This window comes from Lactiplantibacillus nangangensis (assembly GCF_005405065.1).
Classification (GTDB): Bacteria; Bacillota; Bacilli; order Lactobacillales; family Lactobacillaceae; genus Lactiplantibacillus; species Lactiplantibacillus nangangensis.
This window is the reverse complement of record NZ_BJDI01000001.1, coordinates 42,428-60,387: the sequence shown is the minus strand read 5'-3', so window position 1 is coordinate 60,387 and position 17,960 is coordinate 42,428. Positions and strand designations below refer to the sequence as shown.

The following is a 17,960-nucleotide window of genomic DNA, read 5'->3' as shown; positions in this document are numbered from 1 at the left end:
TTAATAAACATACTAAAACTAGCTCTGTAAAATCAAATCAGATTTTACAGAGCTAGTTTTAGTATGATTTTTATTTTGTGTCATTAAAATGATTGGTTTCGACACTTTAAGATTGGTGTACACGCTTCAATCAACACATCATGAAATACCGATGAGTAAATTTCTTTAGTATAACTGTGGTTCTCATGAGTAATGTAATTTATCTGATTTTTCGTAGCAGTCGAATGATTAGAATGATGAGGAGCCCAGGAAACGCAACTAGCATCAAAATGCCGTGCCAAATAAAGCCCAAGCAAGCGTTCATAAAATCATCGGTGGCTTCTTGACGTAATAAGAGACGGTCGAGATGCAATGCCGGTTGGCGGCTATTGTTATTGTGTGTGGTTCGTTCGCTGATGAGTTGTTTTAAGACTTGTGCCTGCAGTGAAATCAGGTGGATTGGGGGCTGCGTTAATCGTGGGGCAAGCCACATGACTAGTGGGTAACCGACTAAATAGGATAGTAAAAAGTAACGGTTAACGTTAGTCCATTTGAAAACGAATGGGCCATATGGGGGTGCCGTGACTGAATAGAAGGTTAATGCAAAGAATAGGCCGGTCTGACAATAGGCACGGCCCCAAGTTTTTAGTAGCTGCATTCAGATCACCACCTATCATTGAATGATATTTGGGCCGCATTGTAGCGCGAATGGGTACAGCCGGCGATTAATCAGGTTTGTAAGGTTATTGTGAGAGTAATCAGGTGGTTTGCCGTTAGGTTCTTAAATGTTTGAGACGAAAATTTGGTTGTTTCTGTGAAAATAAAAAATGTTATATTCAAATGACTGTCTAGTCGCCTAGTTATCAGGAAGTTGGTTCTAATAGTAATTTTAATTTCAAGTATTAGTTATATTGGGTTATGCCTTGTTGGGGTTGATTGTTAAAGCTATGCTTGTGACATCAGCAAATCAAATGGGGAAATCACTTATGAAAAAATTACTTTTAATTGTAACTGGCCTAGCTGCGCTGGGGGCAATCAGCGGTCATTTATATACGCGCACACAATCAGCGGCGCAACAGCGGGTCACGACGGCTAAACCACGGGTCAAGCAGCCCGTGACCGTGACATTGGGCGTAACCGATGAACTGGCAAAACCAGCAACTAACGCTGACTTTATCGGCCTAAATGATTCAGAAGAACAGTTTACTAAAAATGAGCAAGAGGCCCGTCGCGTTGAGAACCATTTCCATTTTGCGAAGGCCATTACGACTCCCGCCAAATACAACCAAGTTCTGAATGGCATTTATAGCACGACGTTGAAACGCCCGACCATCATCAAAGCGAATCGGTCGGGATTATCGGTGTTACAAGTCCAAGTCCCTTATCATATTGAAATGATGCAAGGTTTTCATCCTGGTAAAAATCGTCATTTCTATAATATTTCCAAACTCATTCGACTAAAAACGGGGGAGCAAGTTTGGCAAGCTCAACCTGTCGGCGATACCGTCTTTAACGATGATCATCGGACTTCGGATGGCATTGTGAAGATTAACCTACCAATTAGTCCGGAATACCCAGAAAAGCAGTTGCGCGACTTTACACTGCAATATTTAACGCCAACCGGTGCGACTACTTCAGTGATTTATACACTAAGCTAAGAAGACTGATTATAATAGACAATAAATTGGCTACGCTGGAAAATCAGCGTAGCTTTTTGCACGAAAAAAATCACTGCGATTAGGCAGTGACTTGAGAAGTTATCGTTTAGTTTAGAAGACTGGTCGATTGGCTGGCTTAGATCTCAAATCATCGCAGTTGTAAGTGGCTAATTCTTGCAACCCATCCTTGCTAGCATCGAAGTAAGCTGTCAAGCCTTGGGAAATCATGAGATTTAACTGCTTGTCAGCATCGAATTGAACGACTAACACTGGCGTCTTTTCAGCGACAGCGGCGCCAATTTCAAACATGGTGCCAGAGTCGGGTTCGTTGGTATCACTCGTCATGTCAAAGTCGAGCAAAGCAACCACTAAGTCGGCCCGGTGAACTTGACGCATGTCCGAGGCGTAAACGTATTGTTGCCAAGCACGGCTGCCGAAAGGTTCATCTTCAAATTGATGTTCTTGAGGTAAGAAGATTCCCTCAGAATTGATCGTTGGATTCGCAATTAATGCGGCCTTTACTTGTTCAATACGGGCTTGTTGCGCATCGTCAAAAAAGGGAGCTGCTAAATAAACGTTATTCATGAAGAACGTCCTTTCTTTGGTGCAGTAGTTTTAGGTATGTCTTATTTTAGCCGAAAGCAGCTATGGGTTTCAAGTCTTGTCAATATTAAGTAAATAATGATTATTTATTATATAGATTATAATTCTACATAACCTAATGATTAAACTAAGAGGTCTTGTAATCAAAGCTAGTTTCAGGTAAATTAAGACGTAGTATTTGGAGGCTTTTTTGATGACAACAACTTTAACAGAATTTAAATTGGTGCCGTGGCAACAGTTGCCAACGATGCCAATCTATATGGATCAATTACTGCAATTTGTGAATCAAAGGTTAGCACCACTTGGTTTGCCAGCTGTTACTAAAACGATGGTGAACAGCTATGTTAAACAACACTTTTTTAGTCGACCAGTGAATCGCCAATATCAACGTAATCAAATTGTGGCCGTGCTAGTCGTGACGATTTTAAAGCAAGATTTTTCCTTAAATACGATTAGTCGCGCAATTTTGGCTATTCGGGATTCTCGCTTGATTGAGAAACGCTATGTAGAATTCGCTATGGCTTTTGAACAAGCGATACAGGCACAGCCAGTATTAGTTAGCAGCGCAGATAAGACAACGCAAGTTATTCAATTTGCAGCCCAGACAGTTGCTTATCATTTATTGACACGAGAAACTTTGGCATGAGTTTTGGACATGAGAGAGGAATTAAAAGCATGACAACTAAGAAAAAATGGACACTTGCATTGGTGGGGATTGTAGCTGTTCTCGTAATTGGGATTACTGGTGGGAGCTTCTATTTGTATCACTTTGCGTTTGAACCGACCCCCAAAGTGTTAACTTCGACCTCGAAGAAGAGTCACGCGATTCTGGTTAAAAATAAGGCGTGGCTCAAGCAAGTCGATAAGCAAACTTGGCATGAAACTTCGGCAACGGATAATCTTAAATTGGTTGCGGACTTTGTGCCGGCTACTAAGAAGACTAAGCGAACGATTGTCGTGGCCCATGGTTATATGGGAAATAAGGAACAGATGGCGAGCTATATTCGACTCTGGCATCGCCAAGGCTATAATGTTTTGGCCCCAGATGATCGTGGTAATGGTCAAAGTCAAGGCAATTACTATGGCTTCGGTTGGCCAGATCGTTTAGATTACGTCAAATGGACTAAGCAAGTGGTACGACGCTTAGGAACCGATAGCCAAATTGGGCTGTTTGGGGTTTCGATGGGTGGCGCGACCGTAATGATGATGAGTGGTGAAAAGTTACCAACTCAAGTTAAAGCGATTGTTGAAGACTGTGGTTATACGAGTGTTAGCGATGAATTGTCGTATGAATTAAAACAGCTGTATCACTTACCAAAATTCCCGTTGATCTATACGGCAGGCTGGGTCGCAGATTGGAAAGCCCATTTCAACTTCCTTGAAGCAAGTTCGGTTAACCAATTGAAGAAGAACAAGTTACCCATCTTCTTTATTCATGGGTCGGTCGATACGTTTGTGCCAACTAAAATGGTTTACGAGAATTACAAAGCAACGACGGTTAAAGACAAGAAGTTGTGGGTCGTTCCTGGTGCTAAGCATGGTGAAGCCTTAAATAAGCAACCCAAGCAGTATGAGGAAAAAGTTTCAGCTTTTATGGGTCAGTATATGAAGTAGGCAAAAAGGCTAGTTGATTGGATTAAGCATTCCTAAGCGACTAGCTTTTTTGATGTTTCAGAATAAAAACAATTATAAAAAAGGTTGACAGCAGCCAAGTAAGGGCTTACATTAATGACATACAAACGAATAAAATTAGACATGTAACTGGTAAAGCAGGCAGGATCTAAAAAGTTATTGGGTGACGACCCAATCGCTTTTCAGATCCTGTTTTTTTATGTCTAAAGGAGTGGAACAAAATGGATTTTAAGACAAGTGCTAAAGCAATTATTGCCGGCGTTGGTGGCGCAAAAAATGTAGCTACGTTAATTCATTGCTCAACCCGGCTACGATTCACCTTGAATGATTTTGATCAAGCAGATTTGGAACAATTAAAGAAAATTGATGGGGTTCTCGGTGCGGTGATTGCCGGGGGTCAATGCCAAGTTATTATCGGAAATGATGTTGTTGAAATGTTTGACGCTGTTGAATCAGAATTGGACGGCAAAACCAGTGGCTCAGGTGCTAAAGGACCTAAGCAATCATTTGGTAAAGTCACTTTAGACTTTATTATTGGTGTTTTCCAACCGCTAGTACCTGCGATTGCCGGTGGTGGGATTCTTAAAGCAATGCTGATGTTAGTTTCTATGTTCGGTTGGATGAGTGATAAGAGTCAAACATATCAAGTCTTGAACTTAATTGGTACAGCGCCATTATATTTTTTACCACTTATAGTTGCTGTAACAACTGCAAAGAAGTTAAAAGTTAATGAGCTGGTTGCGATGTCAATCGTGGGTGTCTTGATTTTACCAGATATTGTTACCATGCTGACTAAAGGAACAGAATTATTTGGCTTGAAAATGATGAACGTGACTTATAGTTCGCAGGTTTTTCCGGCAATTCTAAGCGTTTTATTCTATGCAGCCATGGAAAAGTTGTTCACGAAGTATTCGCCAAAAAACATTCGAATCTTTTTTGTCCCAATGATGTCAATGCTGACTACGGCACCGGTTACATTACTATTTCTTGGACCATTGGGTTATGTCGTTGGTGAGGGTTTTGTTAGTGTTATTTTATTCTTGAATGTTCACTTTGGCTGGATTGCAACTGCTTTGTTGGCTGGGATTTTACCGTTTATGGTTATAACAGGAATGCACAAACCAATGATTCCATATGTTATTTCTAGTCTCAGTTCAACAGGACGAGAATCACTGTATAATCCTGCGTCATTGGCGCATAATTTGGCAGAAAGTGGTGCTTGCTTTGCTGTATCTTTACGAACTAAAGATACAAAATTACGTGCAACTGCGATTTCTGCTGGGATTTCGGCAATGTTTGGTATTACCGAACCAGCACTATATGGTGTGACGATTCAGCATAAAAGAGTATTAATTAGCGTTATTATAGGTAGTGTTATTGGTGGTGCTTATGTTGGATTGGTTGGGTTAGCAGGGTTTGTAGCAGTTGGTCCTGGACTAGCTAGTTTGCCGATGTTTGTAGATAAGAGTAATCCAGCTAATTTAATTCATGCTTTGATTGGTTTTGTGATTTCGTTTGGGGTTGCATTCATTGCTGGTCTGATTTCTTGGAAAAATGAAACCGATACTACAACAGATGAACCCAAATCGACGACTACCGAAGTTGCTGCTGAAGATTTAAATGCACCAATTGCGGGCAGAGTAATGCCGCTTTCCGAAGTACCTGATGATGTTTTCTCTCAGGGCTTGATTGGTCAAGGGATTGCGGTCGATCCAAGTGAAGGCCGACTAGTTGCGCCGACTGCTGGGACAATTGAAATGGTTTACGAAACTAAGCATGCATTGGGTATGAAGACTGATAATGGGGCCGAGTTGTTATTCCATATTGGGCTGGATACAGTGCAACTTAACGGAAAGTATTTCGAATCAGATGTTAAAGTCGGCCAACATGTTGAAGCTGGCGAATTACTCGAAACATTTGACCTCGATAAAATTAAAGCTGCGGGCTATAATCCAGTGACTATGATGGTTGTGACCAATCAAAATGATTACACAGTTGCTGTCGATGAAACTGGTGAGAACTCAATTAATGACTCAGTCATGAATATTGCAAAGTTAGGAGTTTAACAGATGGGATTAAGAAAAGACTTTTTATGGGGCGGCGCGATTGCTGCTAATCAAGTTGAGGGTGCCTGGGATGTAGATGGTAAAGGTTTATCTGTGGCCGATGTTGCGACCTACAAGCCTAAAGTTGATGTTAAAGATTATCGTAAACAAGTTGGTGTGACAACGGCCGATATTGATGCTGCTATTAAGACTAAAGATACGGCTGATTATCCTAAACGGCGAGGGATTGATTTTTATCATCGTTATCCAGAAGACATTGAGCTGTTCCATAAAATGGGCTTCAAGATCTTACGTTTATCGATTGCTTGGACGCGAATTTTTCCAACTGGCGAAGAACCAGAACCAAACCAAGCTGGTTTAGCTTATTACAAGGCAGTGTTCGCCAAAATGCATGCGGTGAATATCGAACCAATTGTGACGTTATCGCATTATGAAATGCCTCTTGCGTTAGCCACGAAGTATAACGGTTGGGCAGATCGCCGTGTCATTGATTTATTTGTTAGATTTTGTCAGGCATGTTTTACGGCGTTCAAGGATGATGTCAAATATTGGCTAACCTTCAATGAGATTGATAGTGTTACGCGGCATCCCTTTACTTCAGCTGGAATTATTCCAGATCAAACTGAGAATTTGTTGCAGACCGAATATCAGGCTTTTCATCATCAATTCGTTGCTTCGGCTTTAGTTACTAAGGCGTGCCATGCAACGATTCCAGGGAGCCAAGTTGGCTGTATGTTGACTAAATTGACGGATTATCCAAACTCGTCAGATCCACGGGATGTGCTGGCCTCATTCAACAAGAATACAATGAACTATTTTCCAGCTGATGTGCAAGTTTTTGGGGAATATCCGGCCTTAGTTTTGAATTATTTCAAAGAACAAGGTATTGAAATTACCATGGCACCAGATGATTTGGCAATTCTAAAGGCAAATACTGTCGACTTCGTCTCATTCAGTTACTATATGTCGATGGTATCATCATACGATGACAGCAACTTGACATTGACTACTGGTAATACAGTAGTTGGTGGTAAGAATCCACATTTGGAAACGACTGATTGGGGTTGGACGGTTGATCCGGTGGGTCTGCGAATCTCATTGTTGCAACTCTATGATCGGTATCATAAACCTTTGATGATTGTTGAGAATGGGATGGGGGCCAAGGATAAACTGACCACTGATCATCACGTGCATGATGATTATCGGATTAAGTATTTTAAGGAACACTTTGAACAAATGATTCAAGCTGTAGATGCAGGTGTTGATTTATTGGGCTACACTAGTTGGGCGCCAATTGATTTAGTCAGTGCATCTACCTCACAAATGTCGAAACGCTATGGCTTCATTTATGTTGACGAGGACGATTTAGGGCACGGGTCTTTAAACCGTTATAAGAAGGATTCGTTCACTTGGTATCAGAAAGTTATTCAGACAAATGGTGCTGACTTAAGTTAAACTGAGAGTGGAGGTGATGAGATGCTGCACATCAAAAAAGTTTTGAATTCTAGTGTTGTGTTGGCCACGAATGAGCGTGACCAAGAATTCATTTTGCTTGGTAAAGGCATCGGCTATGGCAAGAAATCCGGAACAGTCGTGACTGATGGGGACTTTAATCAAGTTTTCGTTCCAGCACCTGATCCCAATGTTGAGCAACTATTGACGACAATCGCCTCATCATCACCTCAGCTGATTGAAATTACGCAACAAGTGATTAACCACGCTACTGATCGGTTACACATGAAGCTCAGCGATACGCTCTTTATATCACTGCTTGATCATTTAAAGTTTGCCTTAGAGCGAGCTGAAAAAGGAATTGTCATTACAAATCGGGTTTATTGGGAAATCAAGACTTATTATGCGGCTGAGTTTGCGACTGGCAGCTTTGCTGTAAAACTGATGAATGACCATTTAGGCACTGATTTCTCCGATCAAGAGGCAGCTAATATTGCAGCACATGTTATTAATGCAGAGAATGGCACGGATGAACGGAAAGATGCGTTAAAAGCGGGTCAACTGATCGGTCGGGTAATTAATATTATTAAATATCAGGCTGGTGGGACTTTGGATGAATCTGATCCAAATTATCAGCGCTGTTTAGTTCACGTGAAGTTCTTAGTTGAGCGTGCAATTGCCCACAATTTATTAACGGATGGTGATCCCGCAATGGTGGCATTGGTTCAGGGACAAAATCGACGAGCTTACCAAATTGCAGAAAAAGTAGCGGCTTATTTGAATATGAAGTTTTCGGACCCGTTGCCGGATGAAGAGATTATGTTAATGGCAATGCAAATTCAACGGATTCTGAAGTGAATAAAAGTACTACTAACTCAACGGTTGGTGGTACTTTTGTTTACGCTTTATTTCGAAAAGGATGCCGCATACTAGGAATGAAAATCAAAACGACAATGAAGTTCAATAGTAGTGATAATGCGGTGAAAATGAAAACACCATTGTAATCAAACCAATTCGATACGGCCCCACCCAGTAGGGAACCTAACATGCTACCAAGTGCTTGAAAGGATTGATTCCAACTAAAAATAGTCCCCGTTAGCCGATGTGGGGTGTTTTTCGACAATAGCGTTTGAACTGTGGGAAAGAGTGCGCCATCGGAAATCCCAATCATGAACCGCAATAGGCCCAATGTCCAAATACTGGAAACGAAGCCTTGCGGGAAGTACATCAAAATGGCAAAGACAAAGCCGAAAACTAAAATACGATCAGTCCCACGCGTATCGCCAAGATGGCCTAAGCGCGGTGCCGACAATAGGGTAGAAATCCCGGGCAAGGCGGCAATAATCCCGGCAACGACCGTAATTGGACCGACATTATGCATCAATTGTTTGACGTACAGACTGATAATCGGGGTAATGGAGTTATTCCCCATCTGAATAATCATGGTAGAAACAAGCAACGTCACGATTAACGTTGGATTTTTGAATTGACTCAGCAAACTCCCCGTTTCAGCGTCAGCTTTTTGTGGTTCTGGATGATAATTTTCGTGGACCAACGTTAAGCTTAGGACGAAGACAATCAACAAGAGAATCCCAGTAATGATAAAAGTGAGCCGAATTGAGAAAACTTGTGCCAAGACACCGCCTAAAATGGGGCCAATTAGGTTACCAGAAACATAGCCGGTGGTGAGAATCCCAATTGCAGTGCCACTGCTTTCTTTGGGTGTTTCGGTGGCAATTAAGGCACTCGCGTTAGGAATATAACCTGCGCAGAGTCCTTGCAAGAATCGCAAGAGAATTAGCATCCAGATATTGTGGACAAAGCCCATTGCGCCAATGACTATGGCCATCCCGAGCGATGAACGTAAGAGCATGAGCTTACGGCCACGCCGGTCGGCCAGCTTACCCCAAAGTGGCGAGACAATTGCGATCACAAAAAAGGTGACTGCATAAGTCAGGCCGCTGTACATCGTCAATTGTCCGCGGGTGAAGTGGCCCAGTTCACTTACATAAAGTGATAGAAAGGGCATGACTTCTGAAAAGCCCATCCCCGCAATAAATGTGCCTAACCATAAAACGGCGAGATTTCGTCGCCAACCTTCAAGTGCCCCTTTCAAATGGAAGCCTCCTCTGATGCTACTTACTAATTAATTACGCAAACTACCAGCAGTTCATTTTTTATTTTTGAAAATAAGTCGGTTAAACTGATGCAATCATGTTCTACTCTTCATCTTACGGCTTTTTAAAAGTAAGTACAACGACCGAATTTAGGTAAAAGTGACTTGACCATTGCCGCTGAAAAAAGGACAATGGTTAACAATTGTAGAAAGGGTGAACGTCGTGAAGCAAGAACCAAAATATCAGATTGAAGTCGTGGCACCAGAACACCGGCACATGTCGAACTGGGACATGTTTGCCACTTGGATCGGTGCCAATGCCAACAACGGGACATGGTATGTTGGTGGGGTCTTAGCAGCTTGTGGGTTATTAACTGCTTTGAAGGTGATTATTGCTTCGTCGACGTTATCATATTTGTGCTTATCATTGGTCGGTTTTATGGGTTACAAGACCGGTGCGTCAACCATGAGTTTGATTCGTGGGTCGTTTGGCGTGCGTGGGAGCTACGTGCCATCATTCGTTAATTTAACCATTTACATTGGTTGGACCGCCGTGAATACATTTATTGCCGCCACCTCGGTGAGTTATTTGTTACACGATATTATTGGTTGGCCAATCTATGGTCAGCCGGGTGGGGCCAAGGGTCTGATCATGGGGGTCATCGTCATGAGCATCCTCCATTTTTTAAGCGTATCAGTCGGACAACGTTCTGTTCAAATTGTTGAACGAATTGGGATTATTTTAGTCATTGCTTTCGTCTTGTGGGAATCAGTCGTAGTCTTCAAAACGGTCACATTCCCACAATTGTTTGCCTGGCATGCCCCAATTAAGTTGCACATGACTGCGGGGGCTGGGATGGACACGTTAGCGGCGTTTAATCTCGCCTGGGTGATTGCTGGTGCCGATTTTACCAAACGGTCGGGGTCGACGAAGATGCCGTTCTTAGGCGCGTTTACTGGGGTATTCTGGTTTGCCTTTATTGGGCTGGCCGCAACCATTAGTATTGCAATTACTTCTGGGACTTATGATCCGAATAATTCGGACCCCAGCACGATTGCCAGTCGTTTGGGTTTAGGGGTTTTAGCGTTACTCGTCATTATTTTAACGAGTATGACGGCCAACGCGGTCAATTTGTTGGCGGCGGGCTCGGCGCTCTCGAACATTTTTCCCAAGATTCGCTTACGACCAGCCTTGTGGGCCGTCACCTTGATTGCGACATTGGTTACCTTGATTCCACTAGTGATTGGGAGCTTTTTAGCCGCGTTTACGGCGTTCTTGGACTATATCGGGATGGTGCTGGGACCGATGATTACCGTCATGTTGGTTGATTATTATTGGCGGCATCATCAAAACTATGATGTTAATGAATTGGCGAGTTCGCAGGGACAGTATTGGTATTCCCATGGGATTAATTGGATTGCGCTAGCTTGTTGGGTGCTGGGTGTCATTATTTATTTGCTATTGAAACATATTCCGTTTGTCGCGGACATCTTAGGGGCCACCTTCATCGATATGGTAATTGTTGGGTTCCTTTATATGGGATTAATGCGGATTTTCTACCCCATGAAAACCAAATCAGCTTAAATTTGGATTACAATGGAGGAGTAAACGAAATTTAAAGGGGCGTAACTATGTTTAAATTAGATGCAATTGATAAAGTTTTAGCTGAACTCGGGGACCATGTGGATTTCGCCACAGTCGCTAAAAAGCAAGCCGATTTAGGCGTTCAACATTTCCAATATGAAGTGGCTGCCGGTTCGACAACTTACTTTGGCGCGGATGGCTACTTAGTTGAACGGCGCACGAATGGTTTTGGGACAAAGGTTGCTTTGGAAGAAGATCCTAAAGAAGTTGCCAAAGTTGGTCAAGAATACGTTGATGGCAAATTGTCATTGGCAGAAGCTGTTAAACGTTTAGCCGCTGCTGGTTGCCAAGCTTGGACGGCTAACTTGAAGCGCAATGTGATTGATTTTAGTGGTGATGAAGGTAAGTTCATGGCCACCGTTAAATTTTAACAAGCAAACAAAAAGCCGGACAGTTGTCCGACTTTTTTAATATCCAGCGTGATGATATTGGCGGCTTAAACGACGCTCGACTGAAATCAAGGTGAGCGGGTTCAGTTTACGTAATTGTTCTGAATCGTAACGCATGACTAATTGCTCAGAACTGTTAACGGTCACTTGGTGAACCCCATTAAAGCCTTCCAACGCTTGTAAAACTTGTGCTTGTAATTCTGGATGCTCTGGCCAAACTGGCGATGTTAACATGACTAGGCCATGTTCAGGATGTTGCATCGTTATTTGATACTTATTGAGATACTTATTAAAAACATCAGCTGGATTCATCATGCGTAACTCCTTAGATACTGGTCCAAAGCGGTATTGCGGCCCAAATGAAGAAGCCGGCTAATCCGGCGGCGGCAACGCCAGCGATGGCCCAAATGATGGCGACTAATTTTTGTTCTAAATGAAAGTAATAGGCACCCAAACCCCAACAAATTAGAGCTAAAATGGCGCTGGTGCCGACAATTAAATTAATTGTAATTTCCATTAAAAGTTGAAAGCTCCTGTCTAATCCTACTAGTCTATTGTGGCGGATAGTTGGTAAAAGTGCAATCAAAAAAAGGACTTTTGGGTGTTCCTTTTGCTGATGAAAATAGACTTTCAGAAACTTGTCACTTGTTTCTGAAAGTCTATTTTAGTTTGAGTTCAGTTAGTTTTCTTCTGCAGGGGCTTGTTGTGCAGCTTCAGCAGCGCGTTTTTCCGCTAAAGGATCAATCGACTTTTCCGGTTTGTTGCTGACCAACATTGAGAGGAAGAAGCCTAATACGGAGAGGGCTAAGGTGAACCAGAAACCGTAATGAATCCCGTGAACAAAGGCAGTTGAACCAGTTGCGTGACTGGCAGCTTGGCCGATACCTAACAAACTGGTGGCAATGGCAGTCGCTAAAGCCCCCAAGATTTGTTGTAAGGTGTTCAAAATGGTACTTCCATCGGCTGCAACTGGGCCACGTAAGGCGTTTAATCCGTACGTTTGGGCTGGTGACATGGCTAATGGTGCACCAATCATTAAGATGATATGGGCCAAAACAACGTACCAGTAAGCTGAATGCGTCGTCGTGAAGATCAGCATTAAGGCGCCGACGAAGGTCAAGGCAAAGCCGATGCGAGTTAAATATTTTGCACCATAGTTATCGAATAGCCGACCAGACGTTGCTGAGACGATGGCGTTGATAATCCCACCTGGTAACATCAAAATTCCAGTCAAGGCGACTGGTACCACGAGTCCCTTTTGCCAGTACATTGGTAATAAATACATGGATGACATGATAATCCCGAAGTCAATCATGACCAAGCTAGTTCCGACACTGAACTTTTTAAAGCTGAAAGCCCGTAAGTTCAAGATTGGGGTGTCTAAATGTAATTGACGGTGGCAGTAGAAGTAAAGGAAGACGATTCCAACTAATAACGCAATCAGAACCATCGGATTGCCCCAACCACGGTCGCCGGCTAAACTAGCGCCGACAACTAAACCACCGAAACCAATTGTTGATAAAATAATTGATAAAATATCAACTTTAGGTTTAGTGACTTCGGAAACATTTTCCATGAAAATTAACGTAATAATGAGGGCAATTGCTAATAATGGCACGAATAACCAAAAAATCCAGTGCCAAGACAAAGCGCCTAAAATCAAGCCGGCTAAAGTCGGTCCCAAGGCTGGGGCAAACATGATGACCAGTCCAACGAGTCCCATCGCGGCCCCACGTTTTTGTGGCGGATAGATCGCCAATAGAACGATAAAAATTAGCGGTAGGATTAACCCAGTGGCAATCCCTTGAATCATTCGGCCAACCAGCAACATGGCAAAACCATTGGCTAAGGCTGAAACAATTGCCCCAACGATAAAATCGCATAAGGCAAAAATAATCAGTTGGCGTGTTGTGAAATGTTTCGTCAACATGCTTGATAGTGGTAACACGATACCGACCATCAATAGATAACCGGTAACGAGCCATTGGATCGTCCCAGTATTGACGTGTAATTGTTGTTCTAATTGAGGGAGGGCAATGTTTAAAGCAGTTTCACTAAACATCCCTACAAAGCCCCCAAGTAATAACCCAATCATAATTAAATTAGGGTTTGAATGTGACTTGGTTTGCATATTAAATCTCCTTTTTCCATACAATAAACACAATAGGTTACTGTAACAGAAAAAAGCGTTCTTCGTAAGTGATTTCTGAAAAATGTTTTCATATTTCAGAAACAGTTTTATTAAGTTCGTGCGTCAAATTGGTGACCGCACTTTGGACAAGTGACGCGCACGTGACCATGATGTCGTGGAATTCGGATCCGCTGGTGGCAATTGGCACAGTGGAAGAAGCGGTATTGCCAATGTTGTTTAACGTGGTAACCTAAACGCGTAAATGGCCGTACTAATGGGAACCAAACGTGTTGAAAGCCACGATTAATGGCGACCTGTGTATAGATTTTTTTTGAAAAAAGGCGCCAATAACTCACGATTAATAAAATTAAGGCGACGAGAGCTAACCAAGTTACTTTAGGAAAGAAACTAACGACGATTAAAATTAATGCCAGGTTATTTAAAAATTTATTCAAAGTATCATTTTGCCCATAACGACCGATCATAAAGCGTTGTAGACGTTGTATAAATTTTGAATTTGGTTTCAATTTTGCAAACCTCCCAAGAGTAGTAATGGCATATCCTAACATATTTAAGGGTGGTGGGCAATTTTAGTAGTACTTTGCTGAAAAGTCAGTGTATACTAAGGGTTATTCCAAAAAGGGTGGGGGCCTGAATTTTATGACAACGAAACAACAAATTACACAAGCAATGGTTTTAGATGCGATCAGTCGGGCGGCTCTGACCTTAGATCGTGCCGATCCAGCGCAAGCTAACTTACAGCAATTATTGAATGATTTTCGGAAAACCTTGTTACAAACGGCTGGTCAATCAGCGACAACTGTTTTGTATCAGAGCAAACTAGTCAGTTATTTATTACAAAACACTGCGGATTATCCAACAACCGTCACCACATTGATGACGTTATTGGCACAATTCGTTAAACAAGATAAGTAAAAGTTCAGCCGTCGATTAGGATGGCTGAACTTTTTTATAAGGTGCCGTATCAGGATACCGATGTTGCTGGCAATGTGCTGACAGCAACTGATTGATTAGAAAAATAGCCCGGATGCTTGTCAAAAAATGACCGGTATCCGGGCGATTTGTTTCCAGTTAATTACTTAGCGGTAACTTGATCACGACCGTTATTCTTAGAGTGGTAAAGATACCCATCAGCTCGTTTATAGAGGGTGGTGCTGTCTTCATCATCTGGATGTTGTTGGGTCAAACCGATTGAAATACTCAACTTAATATCCTGATTATCATACCTGAAAGGTGCCGTCCGGATGATCTCACCGATCCGTTTAGCATGGATGAGCGCATCCTCCAAGTCATAGTCGTTGAACAGAATGGTGAATTCCTCGCCACCCGTTCGATAGAGGACTAAGTCTTTATCGATACTGTGTAAATATTTTTCAATCAATAAGGCTAGTCGTTCTAGCACATAATCGCCGGCTAAATGACCGTAAGTGTCGTTAATCGATTTGAAATGATCGATATCGAATAACATGACGGTGAATGGTCGATCATTGTCACGTTGCTCTGAAAAACTTGTGCCAAATTTAGTCCGAAAGGCAAAGAAGTTCTTCGCATGGGTCAGCTCGTCGAAGTTCGTATTGTAAGTTAATTGTGCTAACGTTGCCGCGTCTCGGTACAACAAGTTGACGTAGAAATACACGATGACCAGCATAATGAACATGTAGAGTAATTCTGCTAAAACGATATTGACGGTTAAGTGTAGCCGCAACGCAACAATCGCCCACAGCGCCGTTGAAAACAACATGGCGACGATGATATATTTGACGAAATCCCAGTGGTTATAATGTTTGCGTCGCTTTAACAGCTTCATAATAAAGAAGAAAGCGACGAACAGCATGGTATACAGCCAAGATAACGTTTCGGTGATCGTCCCGTTGATCAGCATAAAGAGCACTGCGGTCACGACCCATTGCCAGAGCTTGATGCCAAGCAATAGGAAGTAACTCACAAAAACGACCGCAAATAGTTGGAAATTCATGAAGACCCAAGTCGTCTGTTGATGACTGACGATGAGTTGGAGCAGGATAACAAAGGCAGCCATATAGATCAGGCCAACCATTGTTCGGACACCTTCACGGTCAAACTTTTTACCCCGTTTCTCGAGGTAACGGATGGCGCGGTCGGCTAAAGTCCAATATAACGTAATCATGCCAAGTAAAAAGAAGATACTGGTTACTAACGATGGCACATACCAGTGCGTTAGTGTCATGAGATTGGCCCCCCATCTGCCTATAAAATGAAGCGTGCCGGTGTTAGGCGGGCATCGGTTTACCGTAGAGATAGCCTTGGTGGATCTTAATCCCAAACTTAGCGGCTAAATCCTGATCATGTTGATCCTCAACGCCTTCTAGTACCATATCTAAACGGTACTCACGAGCAATCTTCGTCCAGAATGCCAATAATTCTGGAATTTTATTGGCTTCGCCGCTCATCCGCAGATTTTGCATGGCGAATTTGATCTGGTCGACGTAAGGTAAGGCGTCTTTGATATTTTCATAGGTGTTGGTTCCAGTACCAACATCGTCTAAAACGAGCTGCATGTCATTCTGATGCAGTAAAATGCTATATCGTTGCACTTCTTCAAGCGTCGGTGCATCGGTCAGTTCGATGGTTAAGGCTGAAGGATTTAGCCGCTTTTTTAAGGCAACGATTGTGCCCAAGGTGAGCGGATTCTCGATTTGGTCATGGTTCAAGTTGAACGCGATGACTTTGTTAGTTACGGATGTTTTTAGCGCCGCCGCCGTTTGCTCTAACAGTTTTGATTGTTCGTTCAGCGAAATTTCAGAAAAGTTAGTTGGCAGCGTCCAGGTATCTTTTTGGTGTTTGCGCAATAAGACTTCATAGCCATAAATCGAATGGTCCGTTTCATTGACTTGTGGTTGGACAAAGAATTTGTAGGTCATAGTCTTCCCCCTTTGACAACGAAAATGAGTGATTTAATAAGTAAACCAGTTTAAACTTATTGTAATATACATCAGAAAGTCGTTCAATAAGTTGGCCGCAATTATCCTCAGTGATAATTAAATTAATTTAGTTAATGATCGCATTTGCGCTATGATAGTAAAGACAATTAGTTGTATTTTGACGTTTACGGATGTAAACTATATAAAAGTTAATCCTAGAGATATAAATGGAAAGGTGGCTAATCAAGTGGAAGCACAAACACAATTAGAAATCAGCGATGCTGAATGGGAAGTCATGCGGGTCACGTGGACTTTAGGCAGCGTCACGAGTAGTCAAATGGCTGAAATCATGGCCGAAAAGATGGGTTGGAAGACTGCGACGGTGAAGACGTTACTCGGTCGTTTGATCAAAAAGGGCGCTTTGCGGGCCGAAAAAAATGGCCGTGCGTTTACTTACTATCCAACGGTCGATGAACAACCGTCGATGGATGAAGCAGTGGAAACGTTGTTTGGCCATCTTTGTCAAATGCGGGTCGGCCAGACGTTGACCGACTTAGTTGGTAAATTGACCCTGAGCCAAGCGGATATTGGTCAACTACAAACAGTCTTAGCGGAAAAGGCGAAAACAGCCCCGGCAGAAGTCGATTGTGACTGCGTACCGGGCGTCACAAAATGCTAAGCGACTGATTATGAAAATAACTAAAAGTTCCAGTACCTAGACGTCATCAGATGTCACGGTACTGGAACTTTTTTGATTATTTAGTCAATACGGGTAACAAAATATCATCGACGACGGTGATCACAGCGGCTTCATCATACGGCCGTTCGCTTAAAACATACGACAGTAATAGCAAGGTCGGTTGCCCTTTGGCCGCGGCTGACAGTTTTGCCGGTGGCGTATTTAAGTCGCCCCGTTCAGCTGCGTGTTGCAGGATTTCTGCCAAGAAACGTTGGAAGTAATTGTCATTAAGAAAATCAAATTCAATATTTGAGACGTTAGGAAACAAATCCAGCGCGATGGCTTTGAGGTTGTGAATTCCAATGACTTTAATTGCTGGTAGCGGTAATTGCATTAACTGAATTAAATCGGTTCGCAAATTTCCGGTATTTGGAATATCGCGTTTGAGCAGGTCTGGATGGGTTTTAAAATAGTGCCGTGCAGCCGCGGAAACGACGGCTGCCTTGCTGTCCCAGCGCCGATAAATCGCATTTTTGTTTGTATGAGCGGCGGTGGCAATCTGAGCCATCGTCATTTGGTCGTAGCCGTTAGTTTGCATCACTGTTAAAGCGGCGTCTAAGATTGCGGCTTCAAGTTCGGCGCCTCGTTTACGATGTTCAGTGGCCATTTTTTTGTCACCATTCCCTTGT

General features: G+C 42.6%; 20 protein-coding genes. 10 read left to right on the top strand and 10 right to left on the bottom strand.

The window, feature by feature from the left end; translation table 11 throughout:
• Positions 1–199 precede the first annotated feature (199 nt).
• Positions 200–637 (bottom strand): hypothetical protein, encoded by a 438-nt coding sequence (locus FFM70_RS00285; protein ID WP_137614866.1) that lies wholly within the window; start codon positions 635–637, stop codon positions 200–202.
• Between the two features lie 328 nt (positions 638–965).
• Between FFM70_RS00285 and FFM70_RS00280 the strand changes: the two genes are divergently transcribed.
• The gene (locus FFM70_RS00280) at positions 966–1,637 is read left to right on the top strand and encodes a hypothetical protein (RefSeq protein WP_137614865.1); all 672 of its coding nucleotides are present in this window, start codon (positions 966–968) and stop codon (positions 1,635–1,637) included.
• A 111-nt stretch (positions 1,638–1,748) separates the two neighbouring features.
• Here FFM70_RS00280 and FFM70_RS00275 read toward each other — a convergent pair whose 3' ends face one another.
• Positions 1,749–2,222: a nucleoside 2-deoxyribosyltransferase gene (locus FFM70_RS00275; protein ID WP_137614864.1), complete on the bottom strand. Its 474-nt coding sequence runs from the start codon at positions 2,220–2,222 to the stop codon at positions 1,749–1,751.
• A gap of 211 nt (positions 2,223–2,433) precedes the next feature.
• On the opposite strand from FFM70_RS00275, the gene FFM70_RS00270 reads away from it, so the two are divergent.
• The 5 genes from FFM70_RS00270 (at position 2,434) to FFM70_RS00250 (ending at position 8,248) form a co-directional block, all read left to right on the top strand.
• Positions 2,434–2,886, top strand: coding sequence for a DUF1836 domain-containing protein (locus tag FFM70_RS00270; protein WP_137614863.1), 453 nt, complete (start codon positions 2,434–2,436; stop codon positions 2,884–2,886).
• 29 nt (positions 2,887–2,915) lie between these two features.
• Positions 2,916–3,854 (top strand): alpha/beta hydrolase, encoded by a 939-nt coding sequence (locus tag FFM70_RS00265; protein ID WP_137614862.1) that lies wholly within the window; start codon positions 2,916–2,918, stop codon positions 3,852–3,854.
• Positions 3,855–4,093: 239 nt separating this feature from the next.
• Positions 4,094–5,938, top strand: a complete 1,845-nt coding sequence (locus tag FFM70_RS00260; protein ID WP_137614861.1) for a PTS beta-glucoside transporter subunit IIBCA — start codon at positions 4,094–4,096, stop codon at positions 5,936–5,938.
• A gap of 3 nt (positions 5,939–5,941) precedes the next feature.
• Positions 5,942–7,393 (top strand): glycoside hydrolase family 1 protein, encoded by a 1,452-nt coding sequence (locus FFM70_RS00255; RefSeq protein ID WP_137614860.1) that lies wholly within the window; start codon positions 5,942–5,944, stop codon positions 7,391–7,393.
• A 21-nt stretch (positions 7,394–7,414) separates the two neighbouring features.
• Positions 7,415–8,248, top strand: a complete 834-nt coding sequence (locus tag FFM70_RS00250) for a PRD domain-containing protein (protein ID WP_137614859.1) — start codon at positions 7,415–7,417, stop codon at positions 8,246–8,248.
• Between the two features lie 40 nt (positions 8,249–8,288).
• On the opposite strand, the gene FFM70_RS00245 is transcribed toward FFM70_RS00250, so the two are convergent.
• A complete protein-coding gene (locus FFM70_RS00245) occupies positions 8,289–9,506 on the bottom strand; it encodes a multidrug efflux MFS transporter (RefSeq protein ID WP_137614858.1) in 1,218 nt (405 codons plus the stop codon).
• A 223-nt stretch (positions 9,507–9,729) separates the two neighbouring features.
• Between FFM70_RS00245 and FFM70_RS00240 the strand changes: the two genes are divergently transcribed.
• Both FFM70_RS00240 and FFM70_RS00235 read left to right on the top strand, forming a co-directional pair.
• A complete protein-coding gene (locus FFM70_RS00240) occupies positions 9,730–11,091 on the top strand; it encodes a cytosine permease (protein WP_137614857.1) in 1,362 nt (453 codons plus the stop codon).
• Between the two features lie 47 nt (positions 11,092–11,138).
• Positions 11,139–11,522: a DUF1398 family protein gene (locus FFM70_RS00235; RefSeq protein WP_137614856.1), complete on the top strand. Its 384-nt coding sequence runs from the start codon at positions 11,139–11,141 to the stop codon at positions 11,520–11,522.
• A gap of 36 nt (positions 11,523–11,558) precedes the next feature.
• Here the strand turns inward: FFM70_RS00235 and FFM70_RS00230 are convergent, their stop codons facing one another.
• The 4 genes from FFM70_RS00230 to FFM70_RS00215 all read right to left on the bottom strand — a co-directional run bounded on the left by FFM70_RS00230 (position 11,559) and on the right by FFM70_RS00215 (position 14,198).
• The gene (locus FFM70_RS00230; RefSeq protein WP_223877389.1) at positions 11,559–11,855 is read right to left on the bottom strand and encodes a hypothetical protein; all 297 of its coding nucleotides are present in this window, start codon (positions 11,853–11,855) and stop codon (positions 11,559–11,561) included.
• A 10-nt stretch (positions 11,856–11,865) separates the two neighbouring features.
• Entirely contained in the window at positions 11,866–12,057 is a 192-nt protein-coding gene (locus FFM70_RS00225) for a hypothetical protein (RefSeq protein ID WP_137614855.1), read from the bottom strand.
• A gap of 162 nt (positions 12,058–12,219) precedes the next feature.
• The gene (locus FFM70_RS00220; protein WP_137614854.1) at positions 12,220–13,671 is read right to left on the bottom strand and encodes a DHA2 family efflux MFS transporter permease subunit; all 1,452 of its coding nucleotides are present in this window, start codon (positions 13,669–13,671) and stop codon (positions 12,220–12,222) included.
• 110 nt (positions 13,672–13,781) lie between these two features.
• Positions 13,782–14,198: a zinc ribbon domain-containing protein gene (locus FFM70_RS00215; RefSeq protein WP_137614853.1), complete on the bottom strand. Its 417-nt coding sequence runs from the start codon at positions 14,196–14,198 to the stop codon at positions 13,782–13,784.
• A gap of 133 nt (positions 14,199–14,331) precedes the next feature.
• Here FFM70_RS00215 and FFM70_RS00210 point away from each other — a divergent pair, with 133 nt between their 5' ends.
• Positions 14,332–14,607, top strand: coding sequence for a hypothetical protein (locus FFM70_RS00210; protein ID WP_137614852.1), 276 nt, complete (start codon positions 14,332–14,334; stop codon positions 14,605–14,607).
• Between the two features lie 160 nt (positions 14,608–14,767).
• On the opposite strand, the gene FFM70_RS00205 is transcribed toward FFM70_RS00210, so the two are convergent.
• Together FFM70_RS00205 and FFM70_RS00200 are read right to left on the bottom strand one after the other, a co-directional pair.
• On the bottom strand, positions 14,768–15,898 hold the full coding sequence (locus tag FFM70_RS00205; RefSeq protein ID WP_137614851.1) for a GGDEF domain-containing protein: 1,131 nt from the start codon (positions 15,896–15,898) through the stop codon (positions 14,768–14,770).
• A gap of 43 nt (positions 15,899–15,941) precedes the next feature.
• Positions 15,942–16,592, bottom strand: a complete 651-nt coding sequence (locus FFM70_RS00200) for an EAL domain-containing protein (protein ID WP_137614850.1) — start codon at positions 16,590–16,592, stop codon at positions 15,942–15,944.
• Positions 16,593–16,839: 247 nt separating this feature from the next.
• On the opposite strand from FFM70_RS00200, the gene FFM70_RS00195 reads away from it, so the two are divergent.
• The gene (locus FFM70_RS00195; RefSeq protein ID WP_137614849.1) at positions 16,840–17,271 is read left to right on the top strand and encodes a CopY/TcrY family copper transport repressor; all 432 of its coding nucleotides are present in this window, start codon (positions 16,840–16,842) and stop codon (positions 17,269–17,271) included.
• 76 nt (positions 17,272–17,347) lie between these two features.
• On the opposite strand, the gene FFM70_RS00190 is transcribed toward FFM70_RS00195, so the two are convergent.
• Positions 17,348–17,938 (bottom strand): helix-turn-helix domain-containing protein, encoded by a 591-nt coding sequence (locus FFM70_RS00190; RefSeq protein WP_137614848.1) that lies wholly within the window; start codon positions 17,936–17,938, stop codon positions 17,348–17,350.
• Between the last annotated feature and the right edge of the window lie 22 nt (positions 17,939–17,960).

Bases quoted from the DNA above. Each gene is read 5' to 3' on its own strand.
- FFM70_RS00285 (WP_137614866.1), bottom strand. From the start codon at position 637: ATGCAGCTACTAAAAACTTGGGGCCGTGCCTATTGTCAGACCGGCCTA.
- FFM70_RS00280 (WP_137614865.1), top strand. From the start codon at position 966: ATGAAAAAATTACTTTTAATTGTAACTGGCCTAGCTGCGCTGGGGGCA.
- FFM70_RS00275 (WP_137614864.1), bottom strand. From the start codon at position 2,222: ATGAATAACGTTTATTTAGCAGCTCCCTTTTTTGACGATGCGCAACAA.
- FFM70_RS00270 (WP_137614863.1), top strand. From the start codon at position 2,434: ATGACAACAACTTTAACAGAATTTAAATTGGTGCCGTGGCAACAGTTG.
- FFM70_RS00265 (WP_137614862.1), top strand. From the start codon at position 2,916: ATGACAACTAAGAAAAAATGGACACTTGCATTGGTGGGGATTGTAGCT.
- FFM70_RS00260 (WP_137614861.1), top strand. From the start codon at position 4,094: ATGGATTTTAAGACAAGTGCTAAAGCAATTATTGCCGGCGTTGGTGGC.
- FFM70_RS00255 (WP_137614860.1), top strand. From the start codon at position 5,942: ATGGGATTAAGAAAAGACTTTTTATGGGGCGGCGCGATTGCTGCTAAT.
- FFM70_RS00250 (WP_137614859.1), top strand. From the start codon at position 7,415: ATGCTGCACATCAAAAAAGTTTTGAATTCTAGTGTTGTGTTGGCCACG.
- FFM70_RS00235 (WP_137614856.1), top strand. From the start codon at position 11,139: ATGTTTAAATTAGATGCAATTGATAAAGTTTTAGCTGAACTCGGGGAC.
- FFM70_RS00230 (WP_223877389.1), bottom strand. From the start codon at position 11,855: ATGATGAATCCAGCTGATGTTTTTAATAAGTATCTCAATAAGTATCAA.
- FFM70_RS00225 (WP_137614855.1), bottom strand. From the start codon at position 12,057: ATGGAAATTACAATTAATTTAATTGTCGGCACCAGCGCCATTTTAGCT.
- FFM70_RS00220 (WP_137614854.1), bottom strand. From the start codon at position 13,671: ATGCAAACCAAGTCACATTCAAACCCTAATTTAATTATGATTGGGTTA.
- FFM70_RS00210 (WP_137614852.1), top strand. From the start codon at position 14,332: ATGACAACGAAACAACAAATTACACAAGCAATGGTTTTAGATGCGATC.
- FFM70_RS00205 (WP_137614851.1), bottom strand. From the start codon at position 15,898: ATGACACTAACGCACTGGTATGTGCCATCGTTAGTAACCAGTATCTTC.
- FFM70_RS00200 (WP_137614850.1), bottom strand. From the start codon at position 16,592: ATGACCTACAAATTCTTTGTCCAACCACAAGTCAATGAAACGGACCAT.
- FFM70_RS00190 (WP_137614848.1), bottom strand. From the start codon at position 17,938: ATGGCCACTGAACATCGTAAACGAGGCGCCGAACTTGAAGCCGCAATC.